At 75.0% G+C, this 26,444-nt stretch carries 29 protein-coding genes and 1 pseudogene; 20 read left to right on the forward strand and 10 right to left on the reverse strand.

Annotated elements, in window-relative coordinates; genetic code table 11:
- Window positions 1–17: 17 nt before the first annotated feature.
- Window positions 18–998: a glucosyl-3-phosphoglycerate synthase gene (locus tag ACQP26_RS14135; protein WP_269707100.1), complete on the reverse strand. Its 981-nt coding sequence runs from the start codon at window positions 996–998 to the stop codon at window positions 18–20.
- Between the two features lie 244 nt (window positions 999–1,242).
- Between ACQP26_RS14135 and ACQP26_RS14140 the strand changes: the two genes are divergently transcribed.
- The 5 genes from ACQP26_RS14140 to ACQP26_RS14160 all read left to right on the forward strand — a co-directional run bounded on the left by ACQP26_RS14140 (window position 1,243) and on the right by ACQP26_RS14160 (window position 7,288).
- A complete protein-coding gene (locus ACQP26_RS14140; RefSeq protein WP_269707099.1) occupies window positions 1,243–2,265 on the forward strand; it encodes a Gfo/Idh/MocA family protein in 1,023 nt (340 codons plus the stop codon).
- The gene (locus ACQP26_RS14145; protein WP_433495934.1) at window positions 2,258–3,346 is read left to right on the forward strand and encodes a zinc-binding dehydrogenase; all 1,089 of its coding nucleotides are present in this window, start codon (window positions 2,258–2,260) and stop codon (window positions 3,344–3,346) included. The genes ACQP26_RS14140 and ACQP26_RS14145 overlap by 8 nt, the downstream gene beginning before the upstream one ends.
- 158 nt (window positions 3,347–3,504) lie before the next feature.
- Window positions 3,505–5,799, forward strand: coding sequence for an accessory Sec system translocase SecA2 (secA2, locus tag ACQP26_RS14150; RefSeq protein WP_269706502.1), 2,295 nt, complete (start codon window positions 3,505–3,507; stop codon window positions 5,797–5,799).
- Between the two features lie 192 nt (window positions 5,800–5,991).
- Window positions 5,992–6,708, forward strand: coding sequence for a GAF and ANTAR domain-containing protein (locus ACQP26_RS14155; RefSeq protein ID WP_433495935.1), 717 nt, complete (start codon window positions 5,992–5,994; stop codon window positions 6,706–6,708).
- A 76-nt stretch (window positions 6,709–6,784) separates the two neighbouring features.
- A complete protein-coding gene (locus tag ACQP26_RS14160) occupies window positions 6,785–7,288 on the forward strand; it encodes a DUF2231 domain-containing protein (protein WP_269706500.1) in 504 nt (167 codons plus the stop codon).
- Window positions 7,289–7,318: 30 nt separating this feature from the next.
- Here the strand turns inward: ACQP26_RS14160 and ACQP26_RS14165 are convergent, their stop codons facing one another.
- Together ACQP26_RS14165 and ACQP26_RS14170 are read right to left on the reverse strand one after the other, a co-directional pair.
- Window positions 7,319–8,275 (reverse strand): DUF3500 domain-containing protein, encoded by a 957-nt coding sequence (locus tag ACQP26_RS14165; RefSeq protein ID WP_433496141.1) that lies wholly within the window; start codon window positions 8,273–8,275, stop codon window positions 7,319–7,321.
- Between the two features lie 47 nt (window positions 8,276–8,322).
- Window positions 8,323–8,715: an ankyrin repeat domain-containing protein gene (locus tag ACQP26_RS14170; protein ID WP_174536356.1), complete on the reverse strand. Its 393-nt coding sequence runs from the start codon at window positions 8,713–8,715 to the stop codon at window positions 8,323–8,325.
- Window positions 8,716–8,785: 70 nt separating this feature from the next.
- On the opposite strand from ACQP26_RS14170, the gene ACQP26_RS14175 reads away from it, so the two are divergent.
- The 10 genes from ACQP26_RS14175 (at window position 8,786) to ACQP26_RS14220 (ending at window position 14,720) form a co-directional block, all read left to right on the forward strand.
- Window positions 8,786–9,163, forward strand: coding sequence for a signal peptidase I (locus ACQP26_RS14175; protein WP_433495936.1), 378 nt, complete (start codon window positions 8,786–8,788; stop codon window positions 9,161–9,163).
- A 97-nt stretch (window positions 9,164–9,260) separates the two neighbouring features.
- A complete protein-coding gene (locus ACQP26_RS14180) occupies window positions 9,261–9,713 on the forward strand; it encodes a cysteine dioxygenase (protein ID WP_269706497.1) in 453 nt (150 codons plus the stop codon).
- Between the two features lie 38 nt (window positions 9,714–9,751).
- Window positions 9,752–10,246, forward strand: a complete 495-nt coding sequence (locus ACQP26_RS14185) for a rhodanese-like domain-containing protein (protein ID WP_269706496.1) — start codon at window positions 9,752–9,754, stop codon at window positions 10,244–10,246.
- 52 nt (window positions 10,247–10,298) lie between these two features.
- The gene (locus tag ACQP26_RS14190) at window positions 10,299–10,883 is read left to right on the forward strand and encodes a winged helix-turn-helix domain-containing protein (RefSeq protein ID WP_433495937.1); all 585 of its coding nucleotides are present in this window, start codon (window positions 10,299–10,301) and stop codon (window positions 10,881–10,883) included.
- Window positions 10,884–11,173: 290 nt separating this feature from the next.
- Entirely contained in the window at window positions 11,174–11,782 is a 609-nt protein-coding gene (locus ACQP26_RS14195; RefSeq protein WP_269706494.1) for a winged helix-turn-helix domain-containing protein, read from the forward strand.
- Between the two features lie 98 nt (window positions 11,783–11,880).
- Window positions 11,881–12,510, forward strand: coding sequence for a uridine kinase (locus ACQP26_RS14200; RefSeq protein ID WP_269706493.1), 630 nt, complete (start codon window positions 11,881–11,883; stop codon window positions 12,508–12,510).
- 182 nt (window positions 12,511–12,692) lie between these two features.
- A complete protein-coding gene (locus ACQP26_RS14205) occupies window positions 12,693–13,091 on the forward strand; it encodes a TraR/DksA family transcriptional regulator (RefSeq protein ID WP_269706492.1) in 399 nt (132 codons plus the stop codon).
- Window positions 13,092–13,138: 47 nt separating this feature from the next.
- Complete coding sequence (locus tag ACQP26_RS14210) at window positions 13,139–14,008, forward strand: DUF72 domain-containing protein (RefSeq protein WP_433495938.1); 870 nt, start codon at window positions 13,139–13,141, stop codon at window positions 14,006–14,008.
- A 95-nt stretch (window positions 14,009–14,103) separates the two neighbouring features.
- Window positions 14,104–14,286 (forward strand): hypothetical protein, encoded by a 183-nt coding sequence (locus ACQP26_RS14215; protein WP_013476990.1) that lies wholly within the window; start codon window positions 14,104–14,106, stop codon window positions 14,284–14,286.
- Between the two features lie 5 nt (window positions 14,287–14,291).
- Window positions 14,292–14,720: a DUF2267 domain-containing protein gene (locus ACQP26_RS14220; RefSeq protein ID WP_269706489.1), complete on the forward strand. Its 429-nt coding sequence runs from the start codon at window positions 14,292–14,294 to the stop codon at window positions 14,718–14,720.
- Here the strand turns inward: ACQP26_RS14220 and ACQP26_RS14225 are convergent.
- Window positions 14,705–15,514, reverse strand: coding sequence for a DUF72 domain-containing protein (locus ACQP26_RS14225; protein WP_433495939.1), 810 nt, complete (start codon window positions 15,512–15,514; stop codon window positions 14,705–14,707). The genes ACQP26_RS14220 and ACQP26_RS14225 overlap by 16 nt on opposite strands.
- A 9-nt stretch (window positions 15,515–15,523) precedes the next feature.
- Window positions 15,524–16,267 (reverse strand): PIG-L deacetylase family protein, encoded by a 744-nt coding sequence (locus ACQP26_RS14230; RefSeq protein WP_433495940.1) that lies wholly within the window; start codon window positions 16,265–16,267, stop codon window positions 15,524–15,526.
- 185 nt (window positions 16,268–16,452) lie between these two features.
- Between ACQP26_RS14230 and ACQP26_RS14235 the strand changes: the two genes are divergently transcribed.
- On the forward strand, window positions 16,453–16,755 hold the full coding sequence (locus tag ACQP26_RS14235; protein ID WP_026268594.1) for a hypothetical protein: 303 nt from the start codon (window positions 16,453–16,455) through the stop codon (window positions 16,753–16,755).
- Between the two features lie 3 nt (window positions 16,756–16,758).
- The gene (locus ACQP26_RS14240) at window positions 16,759–18,036 is read left to right on the forward strand and encodes a cupin domain-containing protein (RefSeq protein WP_433495941.1); all 1,278 of its coding nucleotides are present in this window, start codon (window positions 16,759–16,761) and stop codon (window positions 18,034–18,036) included.
- Window positions 18,037–18,132: 96 nt separating this feature from the next.
- Here ACQP26_RS14240 and ACQP26_RS14245 read toward each other — a convergent pair whose 3' ends face one another.
- From ACQP26_RS14245 to ACQP26_RS14265, 5 genes and pseudogenes are all read right to left on the reverse strand, one after another.
- Window positions 18,133–18,804, reverse strand: a complete 672-nt coding sequence (locus ACQP26_RS14245; protein ID WP_433495942.1) for a hypothetical protein — start codon at window positions 18,802–18,804, stop codon at window positions 18,133–18,135.
- A pseudogene (locus ACQP26_RS14250) lies at window positions 18,801–21,472 on the reverse strand (FtsK/SpoIIIE domain-containing protein). The gene ACQP26_RS14245 and the pseudogene ACQP26_RS14250 overlap by 4 nt, the downstream one beginning before the upstream one ends.
- On the reverse strand, window positions 21,465–22,343 hold the full coding sequence (locus ACQP26_RS14255; RefSeq protein WP_269706483.1) for a hypothetical protein: 879 nt from the start codon (window positions 22,341–22,343) through the stop codon (window positions 21,465–21,467). Before ACQP26_RS14255 ends, ACQP26_RS14250 begins: the two are co-directional and overlap by 8 nt.
- Window positions 22,344–22,352: 9 nt before the next feature.
- Window positions 22,353–22,613: a hypothetical protein gene (locus ACQP26_RS14260; protein ID WP_013286060.1), complete on the reverse strand. Its 261-nt coding sequence runs from the start codon at window positions 22,611–22,613 to the stop codon at window positions 22,353–22,355.
- Window positions 22,614–22,799: 186 nt separating this feature from the next.
- Window positions 22,800–23,177: a hypothetical protein gene (locus tag ACQP26_RS14265; RefSeq protein WP_269706482.1), complete on the reverse strand. Its 378-nt coding sequence runs from the start codon at window positions 23,175–23,177 to the stop codon at window positions 22,800–22,802.
- A 111-nt stretch (window positions 23,178–23,288) separates the two neighbouring features.
- Between ACQP26_RS14265 and ACQP26_RS14270 the strand changes: the two genes are divergently transcribed.
- From ACQP26_RS14270 to ACQP26_RS14280, 3 genes are all read left to right on the forward strand, one after another.
- A complete protein-coding gene (locus ACQP26_RS14270) occupies window positions 23,289–25,838 on the forward strand; it encodes an ATP-dependent Clp protease ATP-binding subunit (protein ID WP_269706481.1) in 2,550 nt (849 codons plus the stop codon).
- A 62-nt stretch (window positions 25,839–25,900) separates the two neighbouring features.
- On the forward strand, window positions 25,901–26,071 hold the full coding sequence (locus ACQP26_RS14275) for a hypothetical protein (protein ID WP_269706480.1): 171 nt from the start codon (window positions 25,901–25,903) through the stop codon (window positions 26,069–26,071).
- Window positions 26,071–26,421, forward strand: a complete 351-nt coding sequence (locus ACQP26_RS14280) for a DUF3140 domain-containing protein (protein ID WP_269706479.1) — start codon at window positions 26,071–26,073, stop codon at window positions 26,419–26,421. Before ACQP26_RS14275 ends, ACQP26_RS14280 begins: the two co-directional genes overlap by 1 nt.
- Window positions 26,422–26,444 lie beyond the last annotated feature (23 nt).

Consider the following 26,444-nt stretch of genomic DNA (forward strand, 5'->3'; position numbering starts at 1 on the left):
TCTCCGGGTTGCCCCGCTCACGCGGCGACCCGGCGGCGGGGGAGGCGGTGCCGCAACTGCGCCAGCGGCGGGCGTTCCTGCACCGACACGTCGTTGACCACGATTTCGCGGTCCAGGTTGGGCAGCGTCTCCGAGCCGCCCCGGCGGAACTGGGTCAGCAGCGCGGTCGGCGCCGTCCCGGGCGCCGCCCAACCGCGCCGTTGCAGCCGTGACCAGGCGGTCAGCATGATCTGCGCGGACATCCGGCCCAGCGCGGCGGTGTCCTGGTGCCGGTGCTTGCGCTCACCCAGGTCGACCTGGGCCAGCGCGTCCAGCCCGACCAGGTCCAGCAGGTCGATCAGCATGGCCGTCTCGACGCCGTACCCGGTGACGAACGGCACCCGCTCCAGCACCTCACGGCGGCCGGCGTACTCGCCCGCGAGCGGCTGCACGAAACCGGCCAGCTCCGGCCAGAACAGGTTGAGCAGCGGCCGGGCCATCAGCTCCGTCACCCGCCCGCCGCCGTCGGGCTCCACGCTCGTCGCACCGACCAGCGGCCGGTGGTAGAACCCCTTCACGAAGTCCACGCTCGGATCGGTGAGCAGCGGTCCGAGCAGCCCGGTCACGAAGTGCGGCCGGAACTCGCGCAGGTCGGCGTCGATGAACGCGACCACGTCCCCCTCGGCCGCGGCCAGCCCGGCCCAGAGCGCGTCGCCCTTGCCGGTCAGCCGGGGCAGCCCGCGGGTCATCGCGTCCTGGCCGACCACCTCGGCGCCGGCCGCGCGCGCCACCTGGGCGGTCCGGTCGGTGGACCGCGAGTCGACCACGATCAGCTCGTCGACGAGCGGTACGCGGTCCATCAGGTGCTCGCGGACGGTCGACACGATCGCGCCGACTGTCGCCTCCTCGTTGCGGGCCGGCAGCACCACGCTGACCCGGCTCGCGCCCTTCGCCCGGACCAGTCGTCGCGCCGGCCAGTCGTCGGCGGTGCTGGTGCGGTACGTGGCCCACGCCTCCACCACTGGTGAGACGGTCGAATCTGTTTCCCGCACGGGCACCCCCATCGATGGTGGAATCGCGGATCTGGTTTTCCCAATCCCGCATCCGCGCTAACCGGATCTTGCCCAACATCCTGATCACCTGGCGCGTACCGGGAGGTTCCGGGCGGATGAACGTTACGTTGCGCACCCGGCGGCGTTTGGCGCGACGCCGGCGGGGGGAGTGGTGTCCGCAGTCTTTGCCGTCGTGGAGAGGTTGTGGCCGATGCGTGCCTGCCGGGTGGGACTTGTCGGAGCCGGCGGGGTGGCGCAGCGCCACGCCCGGGTGCTCACCGGCTTCGAGGACGTGGAGCTGCTCGGCGTGACCGACGTGGCCCCGGACGCGGCGCGGGCGCTCGCCGGCACGTACGGCGGCCGGGTGTTCCGCGACGTGGACGAGCTGCTCGCCGCCGGCCCGGACGCGGTGTACGTGTGCGTGCCGCCGTTCGCGCACGGCCCGGTCGAGGAGGCGGTGGTCGCCGCCGGCGTGCCCATGTTCGTGGAGAAGCCGGTGGCGATCGACCTGGAGACCGCCGAGCGGGTCGCGGCGCTCGTCCAGCAGCGCGGGCTGCTCACCGGCGTCGGCCACCACTGGCGCTACCTGCACGTGGTCGAGGAGGCCCGGCGGCTGCTCGCCGGCCGTCCGGTGCGGATGGTCAACGGCGCCTGGCTGGACAAGGTGCCGCCGGTGGCGTGGTGGGCGCGGCGGGACCGCTCCGGCGGCCCGGTGGTCGAGCAGGCCGCGCACGTGCTGGACCTGGTCCGGCTGCTGGCCGGTGAGGCGGTCGAGGTGACCGCGTACGGCGACGGCACCCCGCCGCCGGTCGACAGCGCCGACATCGACTCGGTGACCGCCGCCACGCTGCGCTTCGGCTCCGGCGCGGTCGGCACGCTCGCCGCGTCCTGCGTGCTGGGCTGGAAGCACCGGGCCGGCGTGGAGATCCTCGCCGACGGGCTGGCGCTGTGGCTGGCCGAGGACGGCCTGACCGTCCGCGACGCCGACGGCGAGCGGCACCTGCCCGCCGACCCGGACGGCGCGCGGGTCGCCGTCGACAGGGCGTTCGTCGACGCCGTGTGCGGCCTCGGCGACGACGTCCGGGTGCCGTACGCCGAGGCGCTGCGCACCCACCGGCTCGCGCTCGCGGTGGCCGAGTCGGCGCGTACCGGACGGCCGGTGGCGCTGCCGACCGGCCCGGCGGCCCGGCTCACCGCGGCGGTCGCGGACGCGGGGGTGAGCGTCGATGCGTGACCGGGTGGTGGTGGTCGGCGGCCCCGGCCGGGTCGAGCTGGCCGAACTGGACGCGCCGGAGCTGCGCGAGGGCACGTTCCGGGTGGAGACGCTCTACAGCGGCGTCTCGGCCGGCACCGAACTGAGCTTCGTCAAGGGCACCAACCCCTATCTGCACGTCACCTGGGACGCCGGGCTGGGGCTGTTCCGGCCGGGGGAGGCGAGCACGCCGTACCCGGTGACCCGGCTCGGCTACATGCAGGTCGGGCGGGTGGTGGAGAGCCGCACTCCGGCCGTCGCGGTGGGCGAGGTGGGCGCCATGACGTACGGGCACCGCAGCGGCTGGGTGGCCGACACGCTCACCGAACGGTTCGTGCCGCTGCCCGACGACCTGGACCCGATGCTCGGCGTCTACGTCGCGCACATGGGCCCGATCTGCGCCAACGGGCTGCTGCACGCCGCCGCCGACCTGTGCGGCGCCGACGTACGTACGCTCGGCGACGGCGTACGCGGCCGGCGCGTGGCGGTGGTCGGCGGCGGCGTGGTCGCGCTGCTCACCGCGCTGTTCGCCCGCCGGCACGGCGCCGCCTCGGTCGTCGTGGTCGACCCGACGCCGGCCCGTCGGCAGGTGGCCGAGGCGCTCGGCCTGGACACGCTCGACCCGGACGCGGACGACCCGGCCGTGGTGCTCAAGACGCGGTGGAACCACGCGGCCGGGGACCGGGGCGCCGACGTGGTCTTCCAGTGCCGCGGCCAGGACTGGGCGTTGCAGCTCGCGCTGCGTCTGCTGCGCCCGCAGGGCACGGTGATCGACCTGGCGTTCTACCAGGCGGGCGCGGACGCGGTGCGGCTCGGCGAGGAGTTCCACCACAACGGCCTGTCGCTGCGGTGCGCGCAGATCGGCCGGGTGCCGCGCGGGCTGGCCCCCACCTGGGACCGGGAGCGGCTGTCCGCGGAGACGGTGGAGCTGCTGCGCCAGTTCGGCGACGTGATCCGCAAGCACCTGATCTCGGCCGTGGTCCCCCTGGACGAGGCCCCCGCCCTGCTGACCGACCTGGCCGAACGCCGCCGCACCGAACTCCAGGTGGTCCTGACCCCCTGACCCCCCTTTTCCCAGGCGTCGATCATGAGGTTGGCGGCGACAAAGCGGACGCCGAACGCCGCCAACCTCATGATCGACGGAAGGGACGGGAAGGGCGGAACCCGGCGCGCGGCGGGCGGGGGTCACAATCGGCTCCGGTTCGCGTACCGTTGCCGCTCATGGGTGTGTCGCAACGGTTGAAGACCAGGTTCCGCCGGTTCCTCCAGCGCCCGGGGACGACAGTCGACCTGGCGCCGCTGGAGAAGCTGCTGCCGGCGATCGAGGCGCGCGAGGCGGGCCTGGAGCAGCTCTCCGACGCCGAGCTGACCGAGGCCGCCGGTCAGGCGTCGGGATACGAGGAGATCTGCGCGATCGGCCGCGAGGCGGCCCGGCGCGGGCTCGACCAGCGCCCCTACGACGTGCAGCTGCTCGGCGCGATGGCGCTGCTGTCCGGCAAGGTCGCGGAGATGGCCACCGGTGAGGGCAAGACGCTCACCGCGACCGTCGCCGCGTACGGGCACGTGCGGCTGGGCAACGGCCCGGTGCACGTGCTCACCGTCAACGACTACCTGGCCCGCCGCGACGCCGAGTGGATGACCCCGGTCTACGACCTGCTCGGACTGACCGTCGGCTGGGTCAACGAGGCGTCCACGCCCGACGAGCGGCGCGCCGCGTACGCCTGCGACGTCACCTACGTGTCGGTCAGCGAGGCCGGCTTCGACTTCCTGCGCGACCAGCTCGTCACCGACCTGGCCGACCGGGTGCAGCCGCCGCTGAAGACCGCGATCGTGGACGAGGCCGACTCCATCCTGATCGACGAGGCCCGGGTGCCGATGGTGCTGGCCGGCGCGGTCGGCGGCGAGCAGGACCCGGTGCACGCGGCCGCCGCGCTCGTGCGCGGGCTGCGCAAGGGCAAGCACTACACGGTCGCCGAGGACGGCCGCAGCGTCGCCTTCACCTCGGTCGGCCTGGCCACCGTCGAGGCCAAGCTCGGCGGCATCGACCTGTACGACGAGGAGCACGTCGGGCAGCTCTCCGCGGTGAACGTGGCGCTGCACGCGCACGCCCTGCTGCACCGGGACGTGGACTACATCGTCCGGGACGACTCGGTCGAGCTGATCGACGAGATGCGCGGCCGGGTCGCGCAGCGCCGCCGCTGGCCGGACGGGCTCCAGGCCGCGGTCGAGGCGAAGGAGGGCCTGGACGCCACCGCCGAGGGTGAGGTGCTGGGCACGATCACCGTGCAGGCGTACATCGCGCTCTACCCGACGGTCTGTGGCATGACCGCGACCGCGGTGCTCGTCGGCGACCAGCTCCGTGAGTTCTTCGGCCTCGAGGTCGCGGTGATCCCGCCGAACACCCCCTGTGTCCGCGAGGACGAGCCGGACCGCATCTACGCCACCCGCGCCGAGAAGGAGGAGGCGCTGGTCGACGAGATCACGCGCTGCCATGAGGCGGGGCGGCCGGTGCTGGTCGGCACGCTCGACGTCAAGGAGTCCGAGGGGCTGGCCGCCGCGCTCAACGCCGCGGGCGTGTCGTGCGTGGTGCTGAACGCCAAGAACGACGACGAGGAGGCCGGGATCATCGCCGAGGCCGGCGCGTACGGCGCGGTGACGGTCTCGACCCAGATGGCCGGCCGGGGCGTGGACATCCGGCTGGGCGGCAGCGACCAGGCCGACCGGGACCGGGTGGCCGAGCTGGGCGGCCTGTACGTGATCGGCAGCGGCCGGCACGACAGCCGCCGGGTCGACGACCAGCTCCGCGGCCGGGCCGGCCGGCAGGGCGACCCGGGCGGGTCGGTGTTCTTCGTCAGCCTGGAGGACGACCTGGTGGTCCGGCACGCCGGCGACACCGTGCCGGCCTCGCCCCGGATGAACGCCGACGGCCTGGTCACCGACCCGCAGGTCGACTACGCCGTGGAGCACGCCCAGCGCGTCGCCGAGGGCGTCAACCACGAGATCCACCGCAACACGTGGCGCTACAGCCAGGTGATCGAGCAGCAGCGCAAGGCGCTCGCCGAGCGCCGGGAGCGGCTGCTGACCAGCGACATCGCGGCGCTGATGCTGCTGGAGCGGGTGCCGGAGAAGGCCGGCGAGATGGACGAGGACCTGCTGGCCGACGTCGCCCGCAAGATCGCCCTCTACCACCTGGACCGGCTCTGGGCCGACCACCTGGCCGAGCTGTCCGAGGTCCGCGAGGGCGTGCACCTGCGGGCGCTGGGCCGGCTCGACCCGCTCGACGAGTTCCACCGCAGCGCGGTGCCGGCGTTCAACGCGCTCGTCCCCGAGATCGAGACGCGTACCGTGGCCACGTTCGAGGAGACCGAGTTCGACGAGGGCTGGGAGCCGGACTCGTCGAAGCTGGTGCGGCCGAGCGCCACCTGGACGTACCTGGTGCACGACAACCCGTTCGGCTCGGAGCTGGACCGGCTGATCGCCTCGGTGGGGCGGCGGCTCATCTCCGGGTCGCGCTGATCCACGCGGAAAGGCCCCTCCCGGTCGCACCGGGAGGGGCCTTTTTGCGCGGTTTCGCCCGCGGTCTGGGAGGGTAGTAGGCCGAGGCCCGGCCACAGGAGGGACGGACATGGGACAGGCAACGGCGCCGAGCGGGTACGTCGGGTGGACGGTGGAGGCCACGGCCCGGTGAACCTCGACACGCGCCAACCCATGATCGACAACCTTGGTGTGCTGGAGACCGCCGCGCTGCTGCGTGAGCTGACCGCCGGACTGATCGGCGCGGCCGGGTTCGACGAGGCGCTGGACCGCCTGGTCCGCATCGCCCGCGACGCCGTGCCGGGCGTGGACTGCTGCGGCTTCACCGCGTTGCGCGCCGGTGAGCCCGCCGGGGTGGCCGCCTCCGACCCGGACCGGGCCGAGCTGGACGACCTGCGGCACGGCCCGGACACGCCGGCGCTGACGGCGATCCGCCGCCGGGAGATGGTCATCGCGGGCGGGCTGCCCGGCGAGACGCGCTGGCCGGCCTGGAGCGAGCGGGCCCGCGCGCTGGGCGTGCACGGGGTGATCTCCGCCCCGGTCGACGTGGACGAGCAGGTCATCGGCGCGATCAACCTGTACGCCGAGTCGCCGGAGGCGCTCACGCCCCGGCACCAGCTCACCGCGATGCTGCTCGCCGAGCACGCCGGGTTGCTGCTGGCTGCCGTCCGCGACCGCGAGCGGGCCGCCTCCCGGGCCGGTGAGATCGACGACTCGCTGCTGGCCGAGGGCGTGGTCGGGCAGGCCGTCGGCGTGATCATGACGCAGCGCGGCTGTCCCGCCCCGGAGGCCCTGCGGGTGCTGCGCAGCGCCGCCTCCTCGTTGGACATCCCGCTGCGCGAGGTGGCCGAGCGGCTCGTGCTGACCGTCTCCCGGCCCAGGGACAACTGAGCGACAGTCGTTTCGCCTCGCGGCGCCCCGGGTAGCACTCTGGACTGGTGAGCTGCGCGGACCTGGGGAGGAAGCGATGCAGAGCCGGCTGCGGGTGCAGGGGCACCCCATCCAACCGATGCTTGTCACGTTCCCGTTCGGCCTGTTCGTCTGCGCGGCGGTCTTCGACCTGGCCGACGTGGCGGGCGGCCCGGCGTTCCTCGGTGAGGTGGGCTACTGGACCGCCGTGGCCGCGCTCGTCGCCGCCGGGCTCGCCACCGTCGCCGGGCTGGTCGACCTGTGGGACGTCCGCGCCGGGCGGACCAGCCGGACCGTGCTGACGTTCAACCTCGTCAACGCCGTCATGGCGGGCCTGTTCCTGCTGTCCTGCCTGATCCGGGCGAGCGCGCCGCAGCGGGGCGCGAACGGTGCCCTGCTCGCGGCCGAGCTGGTCGGGCTCGCCGTCGGCGCGGTCGGGGTGGCGCTGGGCGCGCGGCTGATGCAGCAGTTCGACCGGGCCGGCGAGCCGACCGGCGTCGAGAGGTTCGCCGACGTGCCCCCGGGCGCCACGGTGGAGATCCCCCGCCCGCGCCCGTTCTGACCGGGCGCCGCCGGCCGGAAGCCGCTGCTTCTACCGAGGCACGTCGTCGGTGGCCGGCGCGGGACGGTGCGCGGTGGCGTGGTGGGCGGCCAGCACGTCGGCGCCGAAGTCACCGGCGGGGCGGCGCAGCACGGTGTGCGCGTGGTTGCCGTCGTCGGTGGTGTTGTCGTACTCGATCAGCAGGTCCTCGCCCTGCACCCGGTAGTAGTGCCGCCGGCCCGGCTCGACCGGGCCGGCCCAGGCGAAGTGCAGTTCGCCGCCGTCGAGGCGGGCGGCCTCGCGGGCCGCCAGCTCCGGCGGCAGCCGGTCCAGGTAGAGCGCGACGAGCCGGTCGAGCAGGGCCCGGCCGGTCGGCCGCAGCCGCCCCCGGGGTACGCCGGGCGGGTCGAGGCGGCCGGGGGCGGTGGCCCGGGTGGCGCTGATGATGTCGGCGGGCGCCTCCTCGGCGATGATCGCGGCGGACCGGCCGTCCGGGCCGAGCGCGTCGAGCAGTTCCCGGGCCAGATCCTCCTCCGGGCCGAGCGGCCGGGTCACCGGGCGCCCGGCGTGCCGCACGGTGGCCGGGTTGGCGCCGAGGAAGACCGGCGCGGGGGAGACCCGGTCGTCGGCGACGGTCATGCTCACCGACAGGTGGTGCCCCTCGAACCGCCAGGCCCAGGTGTCGTCCCGGGCCGGGTCGCCGAAGACGGCCACCCAGTAGTCGCCGCTGTGCCGGCCGCGCCGCCAGTCCTCGGCCCGGTCCAGCACCTCCTCCAGGGCCATCACGGTCATTGCCTGCGCGTACGCCGCCGGGCTGAGCGCGGTGGCGAGCAGCCGGTGGGCGGCCTTGCGGGCGTCGACGTCCAGGCCGGCGAGCGCGACGCCGGGCCGCGGTCGCGGCCGGTACTCCAGCCACCGCCGGGCCGGCTCGTCGTCGAAGGCGTGCCGGGCGGCGTCGCGGGCCGGCTCGTCCAGCGCGGCCAGGAACGCCGCCGCGGCCGCGCGCATCTGCTCGGGTACGGGATCCTCCACCGTCTCTGTATACCGCCTGGGGCTCACTCGCGGCCGAGCAGCGCCAGCATGTCCGGCAGCTCGAAGAACCGGGCGGTCTCGACCGCGGACGGGCCGCCGTGGTCCGGGTCGGCGCCGGCGTCGAGCAGGGCGCGGACCGCTGCCTCCTGGCGCCGGAACACCGCCGCGGCGAGCGCGGTCTGCCCCCTGTCGTTCACCCGCGCCGGGTCGGCGCCGCGGGCCAGCAGCGCGGCCACCGTGTCCGGGTGGGCGTGGTACGCGGCGAGGATCAGCAGCGTGTCGCCCTTGGCGTTGGTGAGGTTGACCGGCAGCCCGGCGTCCACGTTGGCCGCCAGTTCCTCGGTGGCGCCGGCCCGGGCCAGGTCGAACATCCGGTGGGCGAAGGCGATGGTCTCGTCGTCGAGTTCGTCGGGCATCCGCCCAGGCTATGGCGTCACGGCCGGACGCGCCTGGTAGCTTGCGCAGCCGGGCACGGGAGGCGCGGGCATGGACGATCGGGTGTACGTGGGCAACGCGGCGGTGGACGGCGCGACCGACGCGGGCTGGCTGCTGGGCCACTTCAAACCGGCCGGGGACGTGCGGCACAGCACCGACGTGGAGGTGAAGCGGGGTGTGCACCCGGCGGGGGAGACGCGCTCCCGGTGGGCCACCGGCGAGCGGCGTACCGCCCTGCTGGTGCTGATCAGCGGCGCGTTCCGGATCGAGCTGCCGGATCGGACGGTGGTGCTGCGCGCGCCCGGTGACTACGTGGTGTGGGGCCGGGGCGTGGACCACTCCTGGTACGCCGAGCGGGAGTCCACGGTGCTCACCGTCCGCTGGCCCTCGGTGCCGGGGTACCGGGTGGATCCGCCGGTCCGCCGCTGAGGGCGTCCCAGCATCTGGTATTACCTACTAAACCGATAGGCTTTACCGTCTAAGCTGTGGGGGCACATCCGCTCCGCACCGTGAGGACGCACCGCCGATGACCAGCACCGTTCCCGCCGACCTGCTCGCCGTCGCCGCCCGCTGGGCCGACCCGGACGCCTGGCCGGTGCCGCTGCGGTTCGAGGCGCCCGACCGCTGGTACGCCCGGCTGGACGCCGGCGACGAGCACGAGGTGTGGGCGCTGAGCTGGCTGCCCGGACAGGGCACCGACCTGCACGACCACGGCGGCTCCGCCGGCGCCTTCCTGGTCGTGGCCGGCGTGCTCACCGAGGAGACGGTCGGCGGCGGGCGGCTGCGCCCGCACCGGCTCGCCGCCGGAGCCGGCCGGCGCTTCGGCGCACGGCACGTGCACCGGGTCGCCAACCGCGGCGACGTGCCCGCCGTCAGCGTGCACGTGTACCGGCCGGCGCTGACCCGGATGACCCGCTACCACCTCGTCGCCGGCCGGCTCCGGGTCGCCGAGGTGGCCCGAGCCGGCGTGGCCTGGTGAGCCGCCCCCGCAACCCCGACGACCGGAAGGACGCCACGATGGCGCAGACCCCCACCACCGGAACACAGTGCTGTCCGGTCCCGCCGCCCGGCTCGCGGGGCATCGACGAGATCCTCGCCGCCGCCCGGGCCCGCCTGCGCCGCCTCGACCCGGAGCAGGCCCACCTGGCGTGCCGGGGCGGCGCGCTGCTGGTGGACATCCGCCCGGCCGCCCAGCGCGCCGCGCAGGGCACCGTGCCGGGCGCGCTCGTCGTCGAGCGCAACGTCCTGGAGTGGCGCTTCGACCCGCGCTGCGCGGCACGGCTGCCGCAGGCGACCGGTTACGACGTACCGGTGATCGTGCTCTGCCAGGAGGGCTACACCTCGTCGCTGGCCGCCGCCGCGCTCCAGGACATCGGCCTGCACCGGGCCACCGACGTCGTCGGCGGCTTCGCCGCCTGGCAGATCGCCGGCCTGCCCACCCTCGGTCCCACCCCGCCGACCCGACCCTCGTCCGCCGCGCCCCCGGTCACCGCCGGAGGGGCGCTCCGCTGACCGTCCCGCCGCATCCGGCGGGGCGGGGCGACCGCCCGCACAGGAGGCTCCCATGTCCGTCGTCGCCCTCCCCACCCGTCCGGCCCGGCCGGGCCGTCCCGACCGGGCCGTGCCGCCCCGGCCGCGTACCGCACCGACCCTCACCGTCACGATCGACCTGGGCGCCGGGCCGCTGACGCCGGGCCTCGCGCGCCTCGTCGCCCTGCTCGACGAACTCGCCGCCTCCGGGGAAGGGCGTGCCGCCCTCGGCGAGGGACCGGACGACCGCCCGGCCGCCCGTACCGTGCTCGACCTGCGCCGCGGCGAGGCCCCCGCCCCGGCGGCGCCCGCACCCGGCGAGGTGCGCATCCTCACCGGCACCCGGCGGGTCCGCCACGGCGGCGCCGAGATCCCGCTCACCCGCATCGAGTACGAGCTGCTGCTGTTCCTCGCCGAACATCCCCGCCGGGTGTTCACCCGCCTGCAACTTCTCGCGAACGTCTGGGGCTACGAGCACGCGGTGGCGCGCACCGTCGACGTGCACGTCCGCCGGCTGCGGGCCAAGTTCGGGCCGGACACACCGCTGGTGACCACCGTGTACGGCGTGGGCTACCGCCTCGCCGACGACGCCGCGATCGTCGTGGACCGCGACGCCTGACCCGGCCGACCGGCACGCGGCGCATCCCGACCCGGGGTGCGCCGCGTTCACGTTCGCCGCTGAGCCGCCATTGTGAACCCCCGGGGAGACCCCCCGTACCGTCTCGAATCGGTGCTCTGCTGTAATCAACGGGCCTCGCACGCAGAGCGAGCGCACGGCTGCGATGTGTTCGTCAAATGTCACATTCATGCAACGCGGCCGCCCCTTGACCCTCGCAGAGACGCCGGGAAGCATCGATGAAGCGGCGTCCCGGGCCGTGGGGAGATACCCGGACCAGCCCAAGGAGGACCATGTCGGTCAGCCCCGCCTCGTCGCGCGCCGGATGGCATACGTCCCAACCCGCGGTCCCCGGTCGACCTCCCGGCGGCCAGCGTCGCCCCGCCAACACCGCCGCCGGGCCCATGCTCACCGTCACCCTCACCATCCCGCTGGCCTGCGAGGAGTCGCTCACCCCGGCCGCCCGCCGGCTGCTCGACGCCGCCCGCGAGATGCTCGAACGCGGCGACGCGGTGGTCAGCGCGGGCACGGTCCCGGCCGAGCGCCGGCCCGACGTGCCGGCCGGCCGCGCCCCGGCGCGCCCGCTCGCCCCGACCATCCCCACGCTGCACATCCTCGCGTCGTCCCGGTCGGTGCTGCGCGACGGCGAGCCGCTGCCACTGACCCGCCTGGAGTTCGACCTGCTGCTGCACCTGGTCGCCCACCCCCGCCGGGTGTTCACCCGCCTGCAACTGCTCAACGCCGTCTGGGGGTACGAGCACGCCGGCGTCCGCACCGTCGACGTGCACGTACGCCGCCTGCGCGGCAAGGTCGGCGTGGACGTCCCGCTCGTCACCACCGTCTACGGCGTCGGTTACCGGCTCGCCGACGACGCCCGGGTCACCATCGACCGCACCGGCTGACCACCGGGACCACCACCCGACGACAGCCGCCGGACGGAGCCCCGACCGCCCGGAGCGATCATGTGGTGGCCCGCCCGCCCGCGCGGCAGGATGGTCCGATGCGCGTGCGCCCGATCAGCCCCGACCTGCTCGTCACCGAGCTGGCCGAGCGTCTCGCCCGCACCGGGACGCCCGGCCGGCTGCGGGTCGCCGTGGACGGTCCGCCCGCCGCCGGTCCGGCCGCGCTCGCCGACGCGCTCGTCGACCCGCTGCGCGCCGCCGGCCGGCCGGTGCTGCACGTCCGCGCCGACGACTTCCTCCGCCCCGCCTCGGTACGCCTCGAGCACGGCCGCACCAACCCGGACGCCTACTACGAGGGCTGGCTCGACGAACCGGGGCTGCGCCGCGAGGTCCTCGACCCGGCTGGTCCGGACGGCTCGGGCCGGCTGCTGCCGTCGCTGTGGGACGCCGCCGCCGACCGGGCCAGCCGGGCCGCGTACGTGGATCTGCCGCCCGGCGGCGTGGTCCTGGTCAGCGGTGCGCTGCTGCTCGGCGGCGCGCTGCCGTTCGACGTCACGGTCCATCTCGTGCTGTCCCCGGCGGCCCTGCACCGGCGTACCGATCCGGCGCTGCGCTGGACGCTGCCCGCCTTCGCCCGCTACGCCGACGAGGTCGTCCCCGCGTCCTTCGCCGACGTGGTGGTCCGGGCCGACGACCCGCGCCGCCCGGCGCTCGTCGAGGCCGCCTGACCAGCGGCTGCGGACTCACCGGAAACACTCAGGAAGAAGGCGGTTTGCCCCGCCGGAGGCGGGGGTAATCGCCCGGCTCACAGAGCACGGGTGATCTCGTCGCCCGCGCTTTCACAGTCGGACCAGGTCCGGGGCGCTGGCCGCCCCGGACCGGTATGAGGACGTAGGAAAGGCAGGCAGCGATGCTCGTCCACGACACGACAGCCACCGGCCGCTCCCAGGCGGAGGTCGACCAGATCCGGCAGTCCCTGCGGTCGCGGTACGACGAGCTGACCGCCGAGTACGAGCACACCATGGCGCAGAGCCAGGTGCTGCGGCTGGTGGAGGTCGGCGACACCGCCGGCGACGACCAGGCCGACAGCGGCACGAAGACCGCCGAGCGCGACACCGCGCAGTCGCTGCTGCGCACCATCCTGGACCGGCGCGCGCAGTTCGAGCACGCGCTGACCCGCCTGGACGAGGGCACGTACGGGTTCTGCGAGGGCTGCACGGCGCCCATTCCGGTGGAGCGGCTGGAGATCTTCCCGTCCGCGACCTCCTGTGTGGCCTGCAAGCAGACCCGGGAGCGGCGGGCGGCCTGAACGCCGTCCGGGTTGCCGGTCGGTTCTCGACGCGGTGAACTCCCACCATGGGTGAGATCAAGGTGGGCACCGCCTCGTGGACCGACCGGACCCTGCTCGACTCCGGCTGGTACCCGGCGAGCGCCGACACGCCGGAGAAGCGGCTGTCCTACTACGCCCGGCAGTTCCCGCTGGTCGAGGTGGACGCCACCTACTACTCGCCGCCGGCCGAGCGGACCGCCCGGCTGTGGGCCGAACGCACGCCGGCCGGGTTCACGTTCAACGTCAAGGCGTTCAGCCTGCTGACCGGCCACCCCACCCGCGTCTCCGCGCTCTACAAGGATCTGCGCCCGGACACGGACAAGCGCAACGTCTACCCCGACGACCTGCCCGGGCAGGCGTACGAGGAGGTCTGGACGCGGTTCCTGTCCGCCCTCGACCCGCTCGTCGAGGCCGGCAAGCTGGGCGCGCTGCTGTTCCAGTTCCCGCCCTGGTTCACCATCAAGCGCGCGAACAAGCAGTACCTGCTGGAGGTGGCGCGACGGTGCGCGCCGCTACGCCCGGCCTTCGAGTTCCGGCACGCCTCCTGGTTCGACGGCGACAACGCCGAGGAGACGCTGGGCTTCCTGCGCGAACACGACCTGCCGTTCGTCTGCGTGGACATGCCGCAGGGACACAAGTCGTCCGTGCCGCCGGTGCTGGCGGCCACCGCGGACCTCGCGGTGGTCCGGTTCCACGGCCACAGCGACAAGTGGACCAGCAAGGACATCCACGAGAAGTTCGGCTACGACTACTCGAAGCGGGAGCTGCGCGACTGGGCGCCGAAGCTGCGCGAGCTGGCCGGCGAGGCCGGGCAGACACACGTGCTGATGAACAACTGCTACCAGGACTACGCGCAGCGCAACGCCACCACACTCGCCGGCCTGCTGGACGCCTGAGCGTCTCACCCGCTCCGGGTGAGGCCCGCTCACCCGCCCGGGCCGCAGCATGGACAGTGGGTGCCGGCTCGGGCGCCGCGACGAGGAGGTGGGTCATGACGGTACGGGTGGTGGCGGACCGACGCCGCGGGGGCGTACTGCACGTGGTCGGCAGCTCCGAGGCGGCACGGCGGGGTGAACGGCCCGGCCGGTTCAGCCCGACCCGGCTGTGGCGGGGCCCCAGCGGCCCGCCGCGCCGCGCCGACGACCGACGCTGGGAGACCGAAGCACGGGGGTGAGCCCGATGGCCGAACAGCTGTTGTCCGCGTTCGAGTCCTCGCTGGACAAGACGAACGTGATCCTGAAGGAGATCGAGTCCGCGTACGGCTGGCCGAAGGAACGGCGCAACCAGTCCTACGCCGCGTTGCGTACCGTCCTGCACCTGCTGCGGGACCGGCTGCCGGTGCAGGAGAGCGCCGAGTTCGCCCAGCAGTTGCCGGTGCTGGTGCGCGGGATCTACTTCGACGGCTGGCAGCCGGAGAACGTGCCGATCAAGCTCAACCGCGACGACTTCCTGTACGAGGTGCGCCAGGGCTTCCCGTACGACGTGGAGGGAGGCGCGCAGCGGGTGGTGCAGGTCGTGCTGGACACGCTGCGCCGGCACGTCACCCAGGGCGAGTGGGAGGACGTGAAGGCCACCATGCCGGGTGACCTGCGTCAGATGATTCCCTGATCCGGCACCGGACCGGCCCGTCCCGCCCCCTCGGCGGGGCGGGCCGCCGGCGTCCGGGACACCGGCAGCCCGGCCCGCCGGGCCAGCCCGGCGAACGCGACCGCGTCGACGATCGCCGCGCCGCCCGGGTCGTTGTTGAAGTAGACGTACGCCGGGTCGCCGTCACCGAACTCCCCGGCCAGCCGGCGCACCCAGCCGGCCAGCGCGGCCCGCCCGTAGCGCGGCCACGGCCGGGCCCGCCCCTCGTGCAGCCGCAGGTACCCGAAGTCGGTGGTGCGCCACAGCGGGGTGATCGGCCGGCTGAGGCGGTCCGCCCAGACCAGCGCCGCCCGGTGCCGCTCCAGCACCCGCCTCGTGTCGTCGGTCCACCACGACTGATGTCGCGGCTCGACGGCCACCCGCACGTCGGCGGGGAACCGGCGCAGCACGCCGGCCAGCGCGTCCAGGTCGGCCCGCAGCGTCGGCGGGAGCTGCACCAGTACCGGCCCGAGCCGGTCGCCGAGCCCGGACGCGCGGTCCAGGAACCGAGCCACCGGCTCGGCCGGGTCGCGCAGCCGCTTGATGTGCGTCAGGTAGCGGCTCATCTTCACCGCCACGCAGAAGTCGCCGGGCGTACGCTCCCGCCACGCGACGAACGTGTCCCGCTCCGGCAGCCGGTAGAACGCGTTGTTCACCTCGACCGTGGCGAACCGCGCGGCGAAGTGCTCCAGCCAGCGCCGCTGCGGCAGCCCGGCCGGGTAGAACCGTTCCCGCCAGTCCCGGTACTGCCAGCCCGACGTGCCGACCAGGAACATCGCCGTGCCCTACTGAAGGTTGATCGGGAAGACCTCGAACGTGGCGCCGAACCGCGCGCCGAGCCGGCTGCCCGCCGGCCGGGCCATGCCCTCCAGGAACTCCTCGGCGTCGAAGCTGCCGTCGCCCAGGCCGCTCAGGTACGCCCCGTGCGCCCGCAGCGACGCGACGCCCCTGTCGAACGTGTCCGTCACGTCCACCCCGTGCCGGGCCACCGGCGACCCGGCCGCCCACACCTCGCGGACCCGCGACCACGGCTGCGTGCCGTCGGTGAGCTGCTCCGGGAAGATCCACCGGTTGCCGGCGTCGCGGACCGCGTCCAGCGTGGCCCGGCCGCAGGCGATGTGGTCGGCCTGGTTCAGCGCGTACGCCCCGTCCCAGGTCTCCCGGAAGTTGTTCGTCAGCACCACGTCCGGCCGGTGCCGGCGCACCACAGCGGCGATCGCGCGGCGCAGCGGCACGCCGTACTCCAGCAGCCCGTCGGGCAGGCCGAGGAACTCGACCCGCGACACCCCGACCACGGCGGCGGAGGCGCGTTGCTCCTCTTCGCGCACCACGCGGGCGCGCTCCGGCGTCATCCCGTCGATGCCCGCCTCGCCGCTGGTGAGCAGGCAGTACACGACCTCCTTGCCCTGCCCGGTCCACCGGGCCACCGCGGCGGCGGCGCCGAACTCCAGGTCGTCGGGGTGGGCCACCACGGCGAGCGCCCGCTGCCAGTCCTCGGTCAGCGGGGTGAGCGGCTCCGGCTGCGTCACGTGCGTCTCCTCGCGTCGTCCTCCCGCCATCCTGGCATCCGCCCGGTCCGGCCGCTTGCCCGGCGAACCGTCCGTACGACGGCGTCCGGGCGTCTACGGTGTGGTTAGAGAAGATCAGGCGTGGGGTACCACCCGCTGCACACGGACCCCGGCACCACGCGGGGCGGCACACCGAGGGAGCACCCATGGCATTGAACGACGACGACATCCAGAGCAGCGGCGGCAGCGGCCTCGAGGGCCCGGCCGACGGCGGTGCGACCCCGGGTCAGCACGACGGTGGCGCGGACGGCGGCGCCGAGGGTCCCGCCGACGGCGGTGCGACCCCGGGTCAGCACGACGGTGGCGCGGACGGCGGCGCCGAGGGTCCCGCCGACGGCGGTGCGACCCCGGGTCAGCACGACGGTGGCGCGGACGGCAGCGCCGAGGGTCCGGCCGACGGTGGCGCGACCCCCGGCCAGCACGACGGCGGCGCCGACGGCAGCGCCTGACACATGAGCACCACGCACGTCGACCCGCCGGGTGGCCACGGCCGCCCGGCGGTTCCGCTCTCCGCCACCGAGGCGCTGGCCCGGTGCGTGGCAGTGGAGCCGGCCAAGTTCGCCGCCGACCACTGGGGGCGCAGCCCGCTGCTGTCCCGCGCCGCCGAACTACCCAACCCGGACGGCTTCACCGACCTGCTCAGCCCGGCCGACGCCGACGACCTGCTCAGCCGCCGCGGCCTGCGTACCCCGTTCCTGCGGGTCGCGAAGGACGGCCAGCTGGTGCCGGCGGCGCGCTACACCGGCGGTGGTGGCGCGGGCGCCGAGATCGGCGACCAGGTTCTCGACGAGAAGGTGCTGGCGCTCTACGCCGACGGTGCGACGCTGGTGTTGCAGGGTCTGCACCGCACCTGGCCGGCGGTCGTCGACTTCGCCCGCGACCTGGGCACCGCGCTGGCCCAGCCGCTTCAGGTGAACGCCTACCTGACCCCGGCCGGCAGCCAGGGGTTCGCCACCCACTACGACACCCACGACGTGTTCGTGCTCCAGGTGGACGGACGCAAGCACTGGCGGATCCACCCACCGGTGCTGACCGACCCGCTGGAGCGCCAGCCCTGGGGCGGCCGGGCCGACGAGGTCTCCGCGACCGCCGAGGGCCGCCCCGAACTGGACGTGGTGCTGGAACCGGGCGACGCGCTCTACCTGCCGCGCGGCTGGCTGCACAGCGCCCAGGCGCAGGAGTCCAGCTCGCTGCACCTGACCGTGGGCATCCGGGCGCTGACCCGGTACGCCGTGGTCGAGGAGCTGCTCGCGCTCGCCGCCGAGGACGCGCGGCTGCGCGCGAGCCTGCCGTTCGGGCTCGACCTGGCCGACCCGGACGCGATCGAACCGGAGCTGACCGAGACCGTCGAGGCGCTGCGCGACTGGCTGCTGCGCGCCGACCCGGCGGCGGTGGCCGGCCGGCTGCGTGCCCGGGTGTGGCCGGCCGCCCGCCCGGCGCCGATCCGGCCACTGGCCCAGGCGCAGGCGCTGGCCCGGCTGAGCGCGGACAGCGAGGTCGCGGTGCGCGGCGGCCTGCGCTGGCAGCTCACCCCGGCCGCCGACGGACGGGTCACGCTGCGCGTGCCCGACCGCACGCTCACCCTGCCCGGCACCTGCGAGGCCGCGCTGCGCGCGCTGCTCACCGGCGAGGTGACGAGGGTCGGCGACCTGCCCGGCCTCGACGACGACGCCGACCGCCTGACCCTGGCCCGCCGCCTCCTCAAGGAGGCAGTCCTGGTTCCCGCCTGACCCCGGCGATCATGAGGTTGACCGGCGGCGCGACGGCGTGTCGCGCCGCCAACCTCATGATCGACGGGCTGGGGAGCCGGCGGCGGAGGGCGGCGGTCAGCGGGTGTAGGTCACCGTCAGCAGGAGCAGCGTCGTGACCAGGCCGGACACGGCCACCACGATCATCGGGCGGGGGGTCAGCACCGCGTGGCGGCGGTCGGCCAGCAGCCGGGCCGGCACCAGCCCGATCACCGGGCCGAGCAGCGTCACCACCAGCGCCAGCACCGGCAGGCCCACCGCCAGATCACCGCTGGAACCGGCGCCCAGCGCCCGCGCCGCCACCCCCAGCGCGTACGCCACCAGCGCCCCGCCGATCCCGCACGCGACGAGCAGCGGGTTCACCGAACCGGGCAGCTCGCCCGGCGCCCCGGTCCGCTCCAGCAGCTCCCGGACCGCCCGCAGCAGCGGCACCGGGTCACCGGCGGCGCCGCGAACCGGGCCCGGCGGGTCGCCCAGCCGCCGGGCGCTCACGCCGAGCCGGGCCCGCAACTGCGTCCACAGGTGCGTGACCTCGCCGTCGACGCGCTCCACCAGCCGGGACGCCTCGGCCACCTCCGCCTGTGCCTGCCGCACCGCCTCGGCCGCCTCCGCCACCGCCCGGTCGGCGGCGGTCACCTGCTGGTCGTACCAGGTGTGCGCCTCGGCCCGCTGGGCGGACACCCGGGCGGTCAGCTCGGCGAGCCGGCGGATCTGTGCGCTGTACGTCTCACTGGCAACCGGTTCGTTCATCGGGAGGGACCATAAGGGATGATCACCTGTCCGGTGCGGTGCACCGCCCGGTCGAAGTAGAGACCGCGCCACGGCCGGGGATACCAGTCCGGCCCGCCGCTGCCCGGATACAGCGAGGAACCCAGCTCACCGCCCTGCACGTCCAGCGCCACCCAGGCGCCGATCTGATCGGTGCGGGCACCCGCGCCGCCCAGGTCCACGCGCATCCGGGCCACGCCACGCCACCACGCCAGCACGTGCGTACGCCGTTCCGGCCCGTCGTGCAGGATCCGGCGCAGCTGCTCCAGCCCGGTGCGCGTACCGGCCTTGCCGGCGAGCGCCGCTGCCGCCGCGTCCACCGCGTACAGCAGCAGGAAGTGCGGGGTACGCGGCGTACCCGGCGCGCCGAGTCCGTCGCCCACCTCGGCCATCAGCTCCGGCACCGTCTCCTCGTCGTACCAGGAGGCGTCGCCTTCCAGGTCGTCGTAGAGGGCGCGGGCGGCCGGGTCGGCGTCCGGGTCCAGGCAGGCGATGGAGAACCGGGCGGTGCCGGGCCGGTACTGCCGCGCCAGTGACCGGGCGGCGGCGTCGAGCACCGCGCACGCCTCGTCCACCCGGGTCCCCAGCACCGCCAGGTTGCGGCCCGGCGCGCGGGGCAGCCGCAGCGCCGCCGAGCGGGCCTGCACGTCGATGATCTCGCCGAGCAGCGCCACCGGGCTGCGCGGCACGCCCTGCTCCGGTGCGGTCAGCGCGCGGAAGTCGGGCGCGTCGGCCAGCTTCGGGATCGCGTCGCCGTCGAACAGCCGGGCCGGCGCGGCGTCCTGCGGGCGCATCCGCCACAGCCGGTGCTGAAGCTCGCTCCACGTCTCCCAGTCGCTGGCCGACGGGATGCGGGCCACCTCGTTCCCCTCGGCCAGGCCCGACTCGGCGTTGATGACCGCGTGGTGGCGGGGCAGCGACTGCGCCGCGTCGTTGCGCTCGGCCAGGATGCGCAGCGCCTTCGGCAGGGCGATCCGCAGCGTGAACTGGGCGACGAGCGCGGGCCGCCCCCACAGCGCCTCGATGCCGCGCACGTCCTGCGAGGCGAGCACCAGGTGGATGCCCTGCGACCGGCCGCGCCGGGCGAGGTCCTCCAGCAGGTCGGCGGCCTCCCGGGCGACCACGTCCCGGCCGGCCAGCAGCGCCTGGAACTCGTCGACCACCGCCACGATGCGCGGCCAGTGCCCGTCCGGGTCCACCGCGCGCAGCTCGGCCAGCTTGGTGACCTCGTGCTTCTTCGCCGCGTCGGCGCGCCGGCGCAGCTCCTCGGCGAGGAACCGCAGCAGGCCCAGGCCGAACTCCCGGTCGGTGTTGACGTTGATGCCGACCAGCCGCATGTGCGGCAGCCAGCTCGGGTCGCGCCGGCCCTGCGCGAACCGGGCGAAGGACACGCCCTCCTTGAAGTCGAGCAGATAGAACTCCAGCTCGGCGGGGGAGTAGCGGGCCGCGAGCGCACCGATCCAGGCGAAGATCAGGTTGGTCTTGCCGGTGCCCGACGGGCCGCCGATCAGCGCGTGCGGCGGGTAGTCGCCGAGCGTCAGCAGCACCTGCCGCCCGTGCGGGCCCTCGCCGACGGGCGCGCTGAGCCCGTGCGCCGAGTCCTCCCGCCAGTACTCCTCCGGCGGCGGGAGCAGGTCGGTGAACGGCGTCGGCGGCGGGCCGGCGGCCACCCGGGACGCGACGGTGCGGCAGGTCTCGGTGACCAGGGCGGGCGGCGGCGGCGCGTCGAGCACCACCGGCAGCCCGGCCACCCGGGCGTCGTCCGGTTCCACGGTGATCCGCGTGACTGTCGGGTCGTCTGGTAGCTCGATGCCGCGGACCACCAGGTGCACGCCGCAGGCCGCCCCGGTGCGCACCACCCGGTCGAGCTGGCCGCGTTCGTGCCGGGACAGCTCGTCGCCGCCGAGCAGCACCGCGACCCGCCACGGCTCCGGGCGGCGTCCGGTGGCGGCGGCCAGCTCGCGCAGCGAGCCGTACTCGCCGGCCAGCACCGTGGCGTTGATCCGGCGGATCTGCTCCACCAGGTCGTCCAGCAGCCGGCCCAGGCCGCCCGGCCCGACGAACGTGAGCAGCCCGGCCGTGCCCAGCGGCGCGAACCCGGCCAGCCCGCCGCCCAGGTGCTCCGGGTCGTACCCGTACAGCCGCACCGCGCCCGGGTCGGCCCGACCGACCGAACGCAGCAGCAGCGCGGGCACCACGGTGGCCAGCCCGGCACGGTCACCGCCGGCCAGGTGCGCGTGCCCGGCATCGAGCAGCGGGACCAGCGCCGGCACCGGCTCGGCGCCGTCGAGGCGTACCGTGCCGACCCGCAGGGCACCCGGCGGCTCGGACCGGCCGGCGGGCGTGGCCTGCCAGCGGTCCCAGGGCGCGGACGCCGCGCCGGGCGCCTCCGCTGCGCCGCGGCGGCGGCCCGCCGGGCCAGCTCGGCGAGGCGGGCGGTGTGCCGGGCGTCGATCTCGGCCAGGCGCCGGTCGCGGGCGGCGCCCACCCGGCCGGGCACGGCGGCGGCGGCCCGGCGGGTACGCGCCAGCCGCTCCCGGCTCGCGGCCAGGTCGGCCTCGGCGGTGGCGAGCCGGGTACGGGTGGCGCCCAGGGCCTCGGAGAGCATCCCCCGGACCCGCGTCACCAGTTGTGCGCGGACGTCAGCCACGGGACGGCTCCCGTTCGTCGGTGTCCTCGGGCAGGTCCCGGCCGAGCCGGTCGAGCAGCACCCCGGTGAGCACGCCGGCGGTGACCGCCGGGTCGGCCGCGTGCGGCTGCTCCGCGTCGTCGTCGCGGCGCGGCGGGGGCATCCGGCACACCCGGGTCAGCAGCGTGTCCAGCACCGGCGGCGGCAGTCCGGGCAGCAGGTCACGGACCCGGGAGTCCAGCGCGCCGCGCAGCCGGGGCAGGTCGTCCGCGCGGGGCGGATGGCCGAGCAGCTCACCGGCCAGCTCGCGCAGCAGCGGCGGGGTGATCGCGGCCAGCCCCAGCCCCACGTCGGCGTGCGCCCGGCGCAGCTCGCGGTGCAGCCGGTCCCGGTCGCCGGAGCGGACCCCGGCGGCCACCCGGCGCAGCAGCTCGTGGGAGTCCCCGACGCGTTCGTCCGGATCGTCCGGCGCGCCCTCCCGGCCGCCGGTCAGCTCCGCCACCCGCACCGCCCACCAGCGCCGTACCGCCGGCTGCTCGCCCGGCTCGGCGGCCGGGCCGGGTGCGGGCGGGCCCTCGCCGCGGGGTGTGTCGTGCCGGGGCGGGCGCTCGCCGGGCGGCGCCGGCCGCGCGCCGTCGGGGGCCAGCCCGATCGCGGCCAGGTACGCGGTGAGCTGCTCCTGCGCGACGCGCAGCGCGTAGCCGGCGGTCTCCGCGTGCTCGGTGGCCGAGGACAGCTCCGGCACCCCCATCGGGTCGGACGACTCCTGGCGTACCCAGCGCAGCCGTTCCTGCGCCTGGCCGAGCTTCTCCAGCGCGGCGGCGAGCTGGGCGAGGGGCAGTTCCTCGGCGGCGGCGCGCACCTGCGCGCCGATGTCCTCGACGATGGACACGGCCGGGCCTCAGAGCGTCGCGACGTAGAGCTGTGCCTGTTCCACCGCGACCAGTGTCGCGGCCAGACACTCCTCCAACTCCTGGCCCGCCTGTGTCAGCGAGGCCTGGGCCGCCTCGACCGTCTCGTGGCCGCTGCCCTCCAGCGCGCCGGCCAGTGTCTGCTGCGCCTCGGCCAGTTTCTCGCCGGCGGCCTGCACCGCTGTCTGGCCGTCACCGATCTGCTGGAGAGCGACATCGATGGCGGCCTTCAGCTCGGCGACGCTCGCCACGGGGACCTCCTGGGGGCAAAAGAGATCTCCATTACAACCCATCGGAACGAGTGGACGAACATCCACCCTGGCGTGGTTGCCGCCCGCGTGTCCGGTTCCGGCCCTGACGTGCGCGAAGACCCCGGTACCCGGTCCCCGGTGGTCCCGCCGGCGGACGCGGTGGTCCCGTTCGCGGGACCGGTGGCGCTAACGGCCCAGCCAGCGCGGGCCGCGCACCTCCGCGCCGAGCGCGGTCACCCGCTCGCGCAGCTCCCGGTCGGCGGTGACCACCACCCGGCGCCGGTCCGGTGCGGCGGCGACCAGCTCGACCACCGTGTCGTCGCCGGAGCCGGGCGCGGAGACCACCTCCACACCGGGTGCGGGTGGCACGTGCCGGGCCGCGCCCTCCACCACCAGCACCACCTGCACCGGTGGCGGCAGCTCCGGCGGCACGCCCGCCTCGCCGACGGGCGCCAGCGCGTCGCGCAGCCGGGCCGCCGCGCCGGCCCGGTCCCGCCACCAGCCGTCCGGGCGCGAGCCCACCACGTTCGCGCCGTCGACGACCAGCAGCGGTCTGCTCTCCATGCCCCCAGCCTGCCATCCGGTCGCGTTTGTCGCGCCGACCGCCGGGTAGCCACCGCCGACCGTGCCGCGCGTGCCGGGTGCCGGTCGTGCCGACTGACTGCGGAGGACGAGATGATGGGACCGGGTGACTTCGGCAACGACCCCTGGGACGAGTTCCTGGCCCGATACTTCGGCCGGGGCGAGGGGGGACGCCGGCCGGCGCACCGGGTCGACATCACGCGGCTGATGACCGCCGACGCCCGGGAGATGCTCGCCGACGCGGCCCGCCGCGCCGCCCAGAAGCACAGCAACGACCTGGACACCGACCACCTGCTCTGGGCGGCGTTGCAGCGCGAGCCGCTGCGCGACCTGGTGCGCCGGGCCGGCGCCGACCCGGAGTCGCTGCTGGGCGCGCTGGGCGGGCCCGGCGAGGGTGCGCCGCGGGGCGAGGTGCCCCCGAACCTGTCGCTGACCCCGGCGGCGAAGCGGGCGTTGCTCGACGCCCACCAGCTCTCCCGCGCGATGGGCGCCAACTACATCGGTCCCGAGCACATCCTGATGGCGTTGCCGCTGAACCCCGAGTCCCCGGCCGGCCGGATGCTCGCCGCCGGCCGGATCCAGCCCGAGTCGCTGCAGGCGGCCAGCGCCGAGCGCGGCGCGGCGAACGCCCCGCGCCCGGACCGGGGCACCCCGACGCTCGACCAGTACGGCCAGGACCTCACCGAGCTGGCCCGGATGGACCAGATCGACCCGGTGATCGGCCGGGCCGACGAGATCGAGCAGGCGGTGGAGATCCTGTCCCGGCGGACCAAGAACAACCCGGTGCTCATCGGTGAGGCCGGTGTCGGCAAGACCGCGATCGTCGAGGGCCTGGCCGAGCGGATCTGCGACGGCGACGTGCCGCAGACGCTGATCGGCAAGCGGGTGATCCAGCTGGACCTGTCCGGCCTGGTCGCCGGCACCCGCTACCGGGGTGACTTCGAGGAGCGGCTGAAGAAGGTGATCGACGAGATCCGCGCCCACCGCGAGGAGCTGATCATCTTCCTGGACGAGATCCACACGCTGGTCGGCGCGGGCGGTGCCGGCAGCGAGGGCGGGATGGACGCGTCGAACATGCTCAAGCCGGCCCTGGCGCGCGGCGAGCTGCGGGTGATCGGCGCGACCACGCTCGACGAGTACCGGCGCAGCATCGAGAAGGACGCCGCGCTGGCCCGCCGGTTCCAGCCGGTGCTCGTGCCCGAGCCGAGCGTCGACGACACCATCGCCATCCTGCGCGGCCTGCGCGACAGGTACGAGGCGCACCACCAGGTCCGGTTCACCGACGAGGCACTGATCGCCGCCGGTGAGCTGTCCGACCGGTACGTCACCGACCGGTTCCTGCCGGACAAGGCGATCGACCTGATCGACCAGGCCGGCGCCCGGGTGCGGCTGCGGACCCGTACCCCCGCCGAGGACGTGCGCGAGCTGGAGCAGCAGCTCGACGAGACGCGCCGGGACAAGGAGCAGGCGGTCTCCGACGAGCAGTACGAGCGGGCCTCCGCGCTGCGCGACCGGCTCGCCGAACTGGAGGACCAGGTCCGCCGCGCCCGCGGCGACGAGGGACCCAACCACGTGCCCGAGGTGGGGCCGACCGAGATCGCCGAGGTGGTCTCCCGGGCCACCGGCATCCCGGTCACCCAGCTCACCGAGGAGGAACGCGACCGGCTGCTGCGCCTGGAGGGGCACCTGCACGAGAAGATCATCGGCCAGGACGACGCGGTCAGCGCCGTCGCCGAGGCGGTACGGCGGTCCCGTACCGGGCTGGCCGACCCGGACCGCCCGATGGGCAGCTTCCTGTTCCTCGGCCCGACCGGCGTCGGCAAGACCGAGCTGGCCCGCGCGCTGGCCGAGGCGCTGTTCGGCGAGGCGGACCGGATGGTCCGGGTCGACATGAGCGAGTTCCAGGAGCGGCACACGGTCAGCCGGCTGGTCGGCGCCCCGCCCGGGTACGTCGGCTACGAGGAGGCCGGTCAGCTCACCGAGGCGGTCCGGCGCCGCCCGTACGCGGTGGTGCTGCTGGACGAGATCGAAAAGGCGCACCCGGACGTGTTCAACATCCTGCTCCAGGTGCTCGACGACGGGCGGCTCACCGACAGCCAGGGCCGCACCGTGAACTTCAAGAACACCGTCCTGATCATGACCAGCAATCTCGGCTCGGAGCTGATCACCGGCACCCAGCGCACCGTCGGCTTCGCCAGCGGCGCGCCCGGCGCGCAGGAGAGCGACGAGCTGCGGGAGCGGCTGATGCGCCGGCTCCAGGAGAACTTCCGCCCGGAGTTCCTCAACCGCATCGACGAGGTGATCATCTTCCAGCGGCTGGAGGCCGAGCAGCTGCGCCAGATCACCGGGCTGCTGCTGGAGGAGACCCGCCGCCGCATGCACGCCCAGGACATCCAGGTCGACTTCAGCACCGCCGGCGTCGACTGGCTCGCCGAGCACGGCTACCAGCCGGAGTTCGGCGCCCGCCCGCTGCGCCGGGTGATCCAGCGCGAGGTCGACAACCGGCTGTCCCGGATGCTGCTGGAGAACGAGATCTCCCCGGGGCAGAAGGTCACCGTCGACACCCGCGACGACCAGCTCGTCTTCGACGTCACCGCCGGTGAGCGGGGCTACACACCGGCCACCACGTCCCATCCCCGATGACCGGCCGGCGCCCGTCCCGGCCGCGCCGGGACGGGCCGCCACCGAAGGACCGGAGGGCGGACATGACCGAACCCGAGGAGACCCCGGACGACGACATCGCTGCCGGCGAGCCGATCGAGGCGACCCCGACGGCGAACCCGTCCCGGGTGCGGGTGCCGGCGGAGGGTCTGAATCAGCACACACCGAACGAGGGCGAGCCGGCATCCGGGCCGCCGCCGGGAGAGGAGGCGTGATGGTACGCGAGGCGCGACTCGACCCCGAGGTCGAGGTGATCTGGGACGACTTCCACGCCGAGGTGAACGTGTCCTCCGAGACGCTGCGGCAGTGGCTGCTCACCCGTGGCTCGGGGGAGGAGGCGTTCGGTCCGGACCCGGACCTCGACCTGCCCGAGCCGGGCCGGCAGATCCTCGCCGTGCTGCGCAAGCGCAAGGTGGACCTCACGCCGGAGGACATCGAGGTGATGCGGGAGGCGATCAGCCGCATCCGGGAGCTGACCGCGCAGCGGCCACGCCGGGGCAACGCCGACGACGAGTGGCGCCACGCCCTGCTCGACCTCGGGCACGACGTCCTCGTCGAACGCTGAGCCGAAAGCCGGCGGCGCCCGGG

It is taken from the genome of Micromonospora sp. CA-248089, from assembly GCF_050948515.1.
In the GTDB taxonomy this organism is placed as follows: domain Bacteria; phylum Actinomycetota; class Actinomycetes; order Mycobacteriales; family Micromonosporaceae; genus Micromonospora.

Excerpts from the sequence above, each read along its gene's own strand:
- ACQP26_RS14190 (WP_433495937.1), top strand. The coding sequence starts at position 10,299 with ATGTCCGTCGTCGCCCTCCCCACCCGTCCGGCCCGGCCGGGCCGTCCC.
- ACQP26_RS14155 (WP_433495935.1), top strand. The coding sequence starts at position 5,992 with ATGATCGACAACCTTGGTGTGCTGGAGACCGCCGCGCTGCTGCGTGAG.
- ACQP26_RS14245 (WP_433495942.1), bottom strand. The coding sequence starts at position 18,804 with ATGAACGAACCGGTTGCCAGTGAGACGTACAGCGCACAGATCCGCCGG.
- secA2 (WP_269706502.1), top strand. The coding sequence starts at position 3,505 with ATGGGTGTGTCGCAACGGTTGAAGACCAGGTTCCGCCGGTTCCTCCAG.
- ACQP26_RS14225 (WP_433495939.1), bottom strand. The coding sequence starts at position 15,514 with ATGTTCCTGGTCGGCACGTCGGGCTGGCAGTACCGGGACTGGCGGGAA.
- ACQP26_RS14170 (WP_174536356.1), bottom strand. The coding sequence starts at position 8,715 with ATGCCCGACGAACTCGACGACGAGACCATCGCCTTCGCCCACCGGATG.
- ACQP26_RS14235 (WP_026268594.1), top strand. The coding sequence starts at position 16,453 with ATGGCATTGAACGACGACGACATCCAGAGCAGCGGCGGCAGCGGCCTC.
- ACQP26_RS14270 (WP_269706481.1), top strand. The coding sequence starts at position 23,289 with ATGATGGGACCGGGTGACTTCGGCAACGACCCCTGGGACGAGTTCCTG.
- ACQP26_RS14280 (WP_269706479.1), top strand. The coding sequence starts at position 26,071 with ATGGTACGCGAGGCGCGACTCGACCCCGAGGTCGAGGTGATCTGGGAC.
- ACQP26_RS14215 (WP_013476990.1), top strand. The coding sequence starts at position 14,104 with ATGACGGTACGGGTGGTGGCGGACCGACGCCGCGGGGGCGTACTGCAC.
- ACQP26_RS14180 (WP_269706497.1), top strand. The coding sequence starts at position 9,261 with ATGACCAGCACCGTTCCCGCCGACCTGCTCGCCGTCGCCGCCCGCTGG.
- ACQP26_RS14160 (WP_269706500.1), top strand. The coding sequence starts at position 6,785 with ATGCAGAGCCGGCTGCGGGTGCAGGGGCACCCCATCCAACCGATGCTT.
- ACQP26_RS14165 (WP_433496141.1), bottom strand. The coding sequence starts at position 8,275 with ATGCGCGCGGCCGCGGCGGCGTTCCTGGCCGCGCTGGACGAGCCGGCC.
- ACQP26_RS14240 (WP_433495941.1), top strand. The coding sequence starts at position 16,759 with ATGAGCACCACGCACGTCGACCCGCCGGGTGGCCACGGCCGCCCGGCG.
- ACQP26_RS14185 (WP_269706496.1), top strand. The coding sequence starts at position 9,752 with ATGGCGCAGACCCCCACCACCGGAACACAGTGCTGTCCGGTCCCGCCG.
- ACQP26_RS14220 (WP_269706489.1), top strand. The coding sequence starts at position 14,292 with ATGGCCGAACAGCTGTTGTCCGCGTTCGAGTCCTCGCTGGACAAGACG.
- ACQP26_RS14210 (WP_433495938.1), top strand. The coding sequence starts at position 13,139 with ATGGGTGAGATCAAGGTGGGCACCGCCTCGTGGACCGACCGGACCCTG.
- ACQP26_RS14200 (WP_269706493.1), top strand. The coding sequence starts at position 11,881 with ATGCGCGTGCGCCCGATCAGCCCCGACCTGCTCGTCACCGAGCTGGCC.
- ACQP26_RS14140 (WP_269707099.1), top strand. The coding sequence starts at position 1,243 with ATGCGTGCCTGCCGGGTGGGACTTGTCGGAGCCGGCGGGGTGGCGCAG.
- ACQP26_RS14145 (WP_433495934.1), top strand. The coding sequence starts at position 2,258 with ATGCGTGACCGGGTGGTGGTGGTCGGCGGCCCCGGCCGGGTCGAGCTG.
- ACQP26_RS14205 (WP_269706492.1), top strand. The coding sequence starts at position 12,693 with ATGCTCGTCCACGACACGACAGCCACCGGCCGCTCCCAGGCGGAGGTC.
- ACQP26_RS14275 (WP_269706480.1), top strand. The coding sequence starts at position 25,901 with ATGACCGAACCCGAGGAGACCCCGGACGACGACATCGCTGCCGGCGAG.
- ACQP26_RS14265 (WP_269706482.1), bottom strand. The coding sequence starts at position 23,177 with ATGGAGAGCAGACCGCTGCTGGTCGTCGACGGCGCGAACGTGGTGGGC.
- ACQP26_RS14175 (WP_433495936.1), top strand. The coding sequence starts at position 8,786 with ATGGACGATCGGGTGTACGTGGGCAACGCGGCGGTGGACGGCGCGACC.
- ACQP26_RS14195 (WP_269706494.1), top strand. The coding sequence starts at position 11,174 with ATGTCGGTCAGCCCCGCCTCGTCGCGCGCCGGATGGCATACGTCCCAA.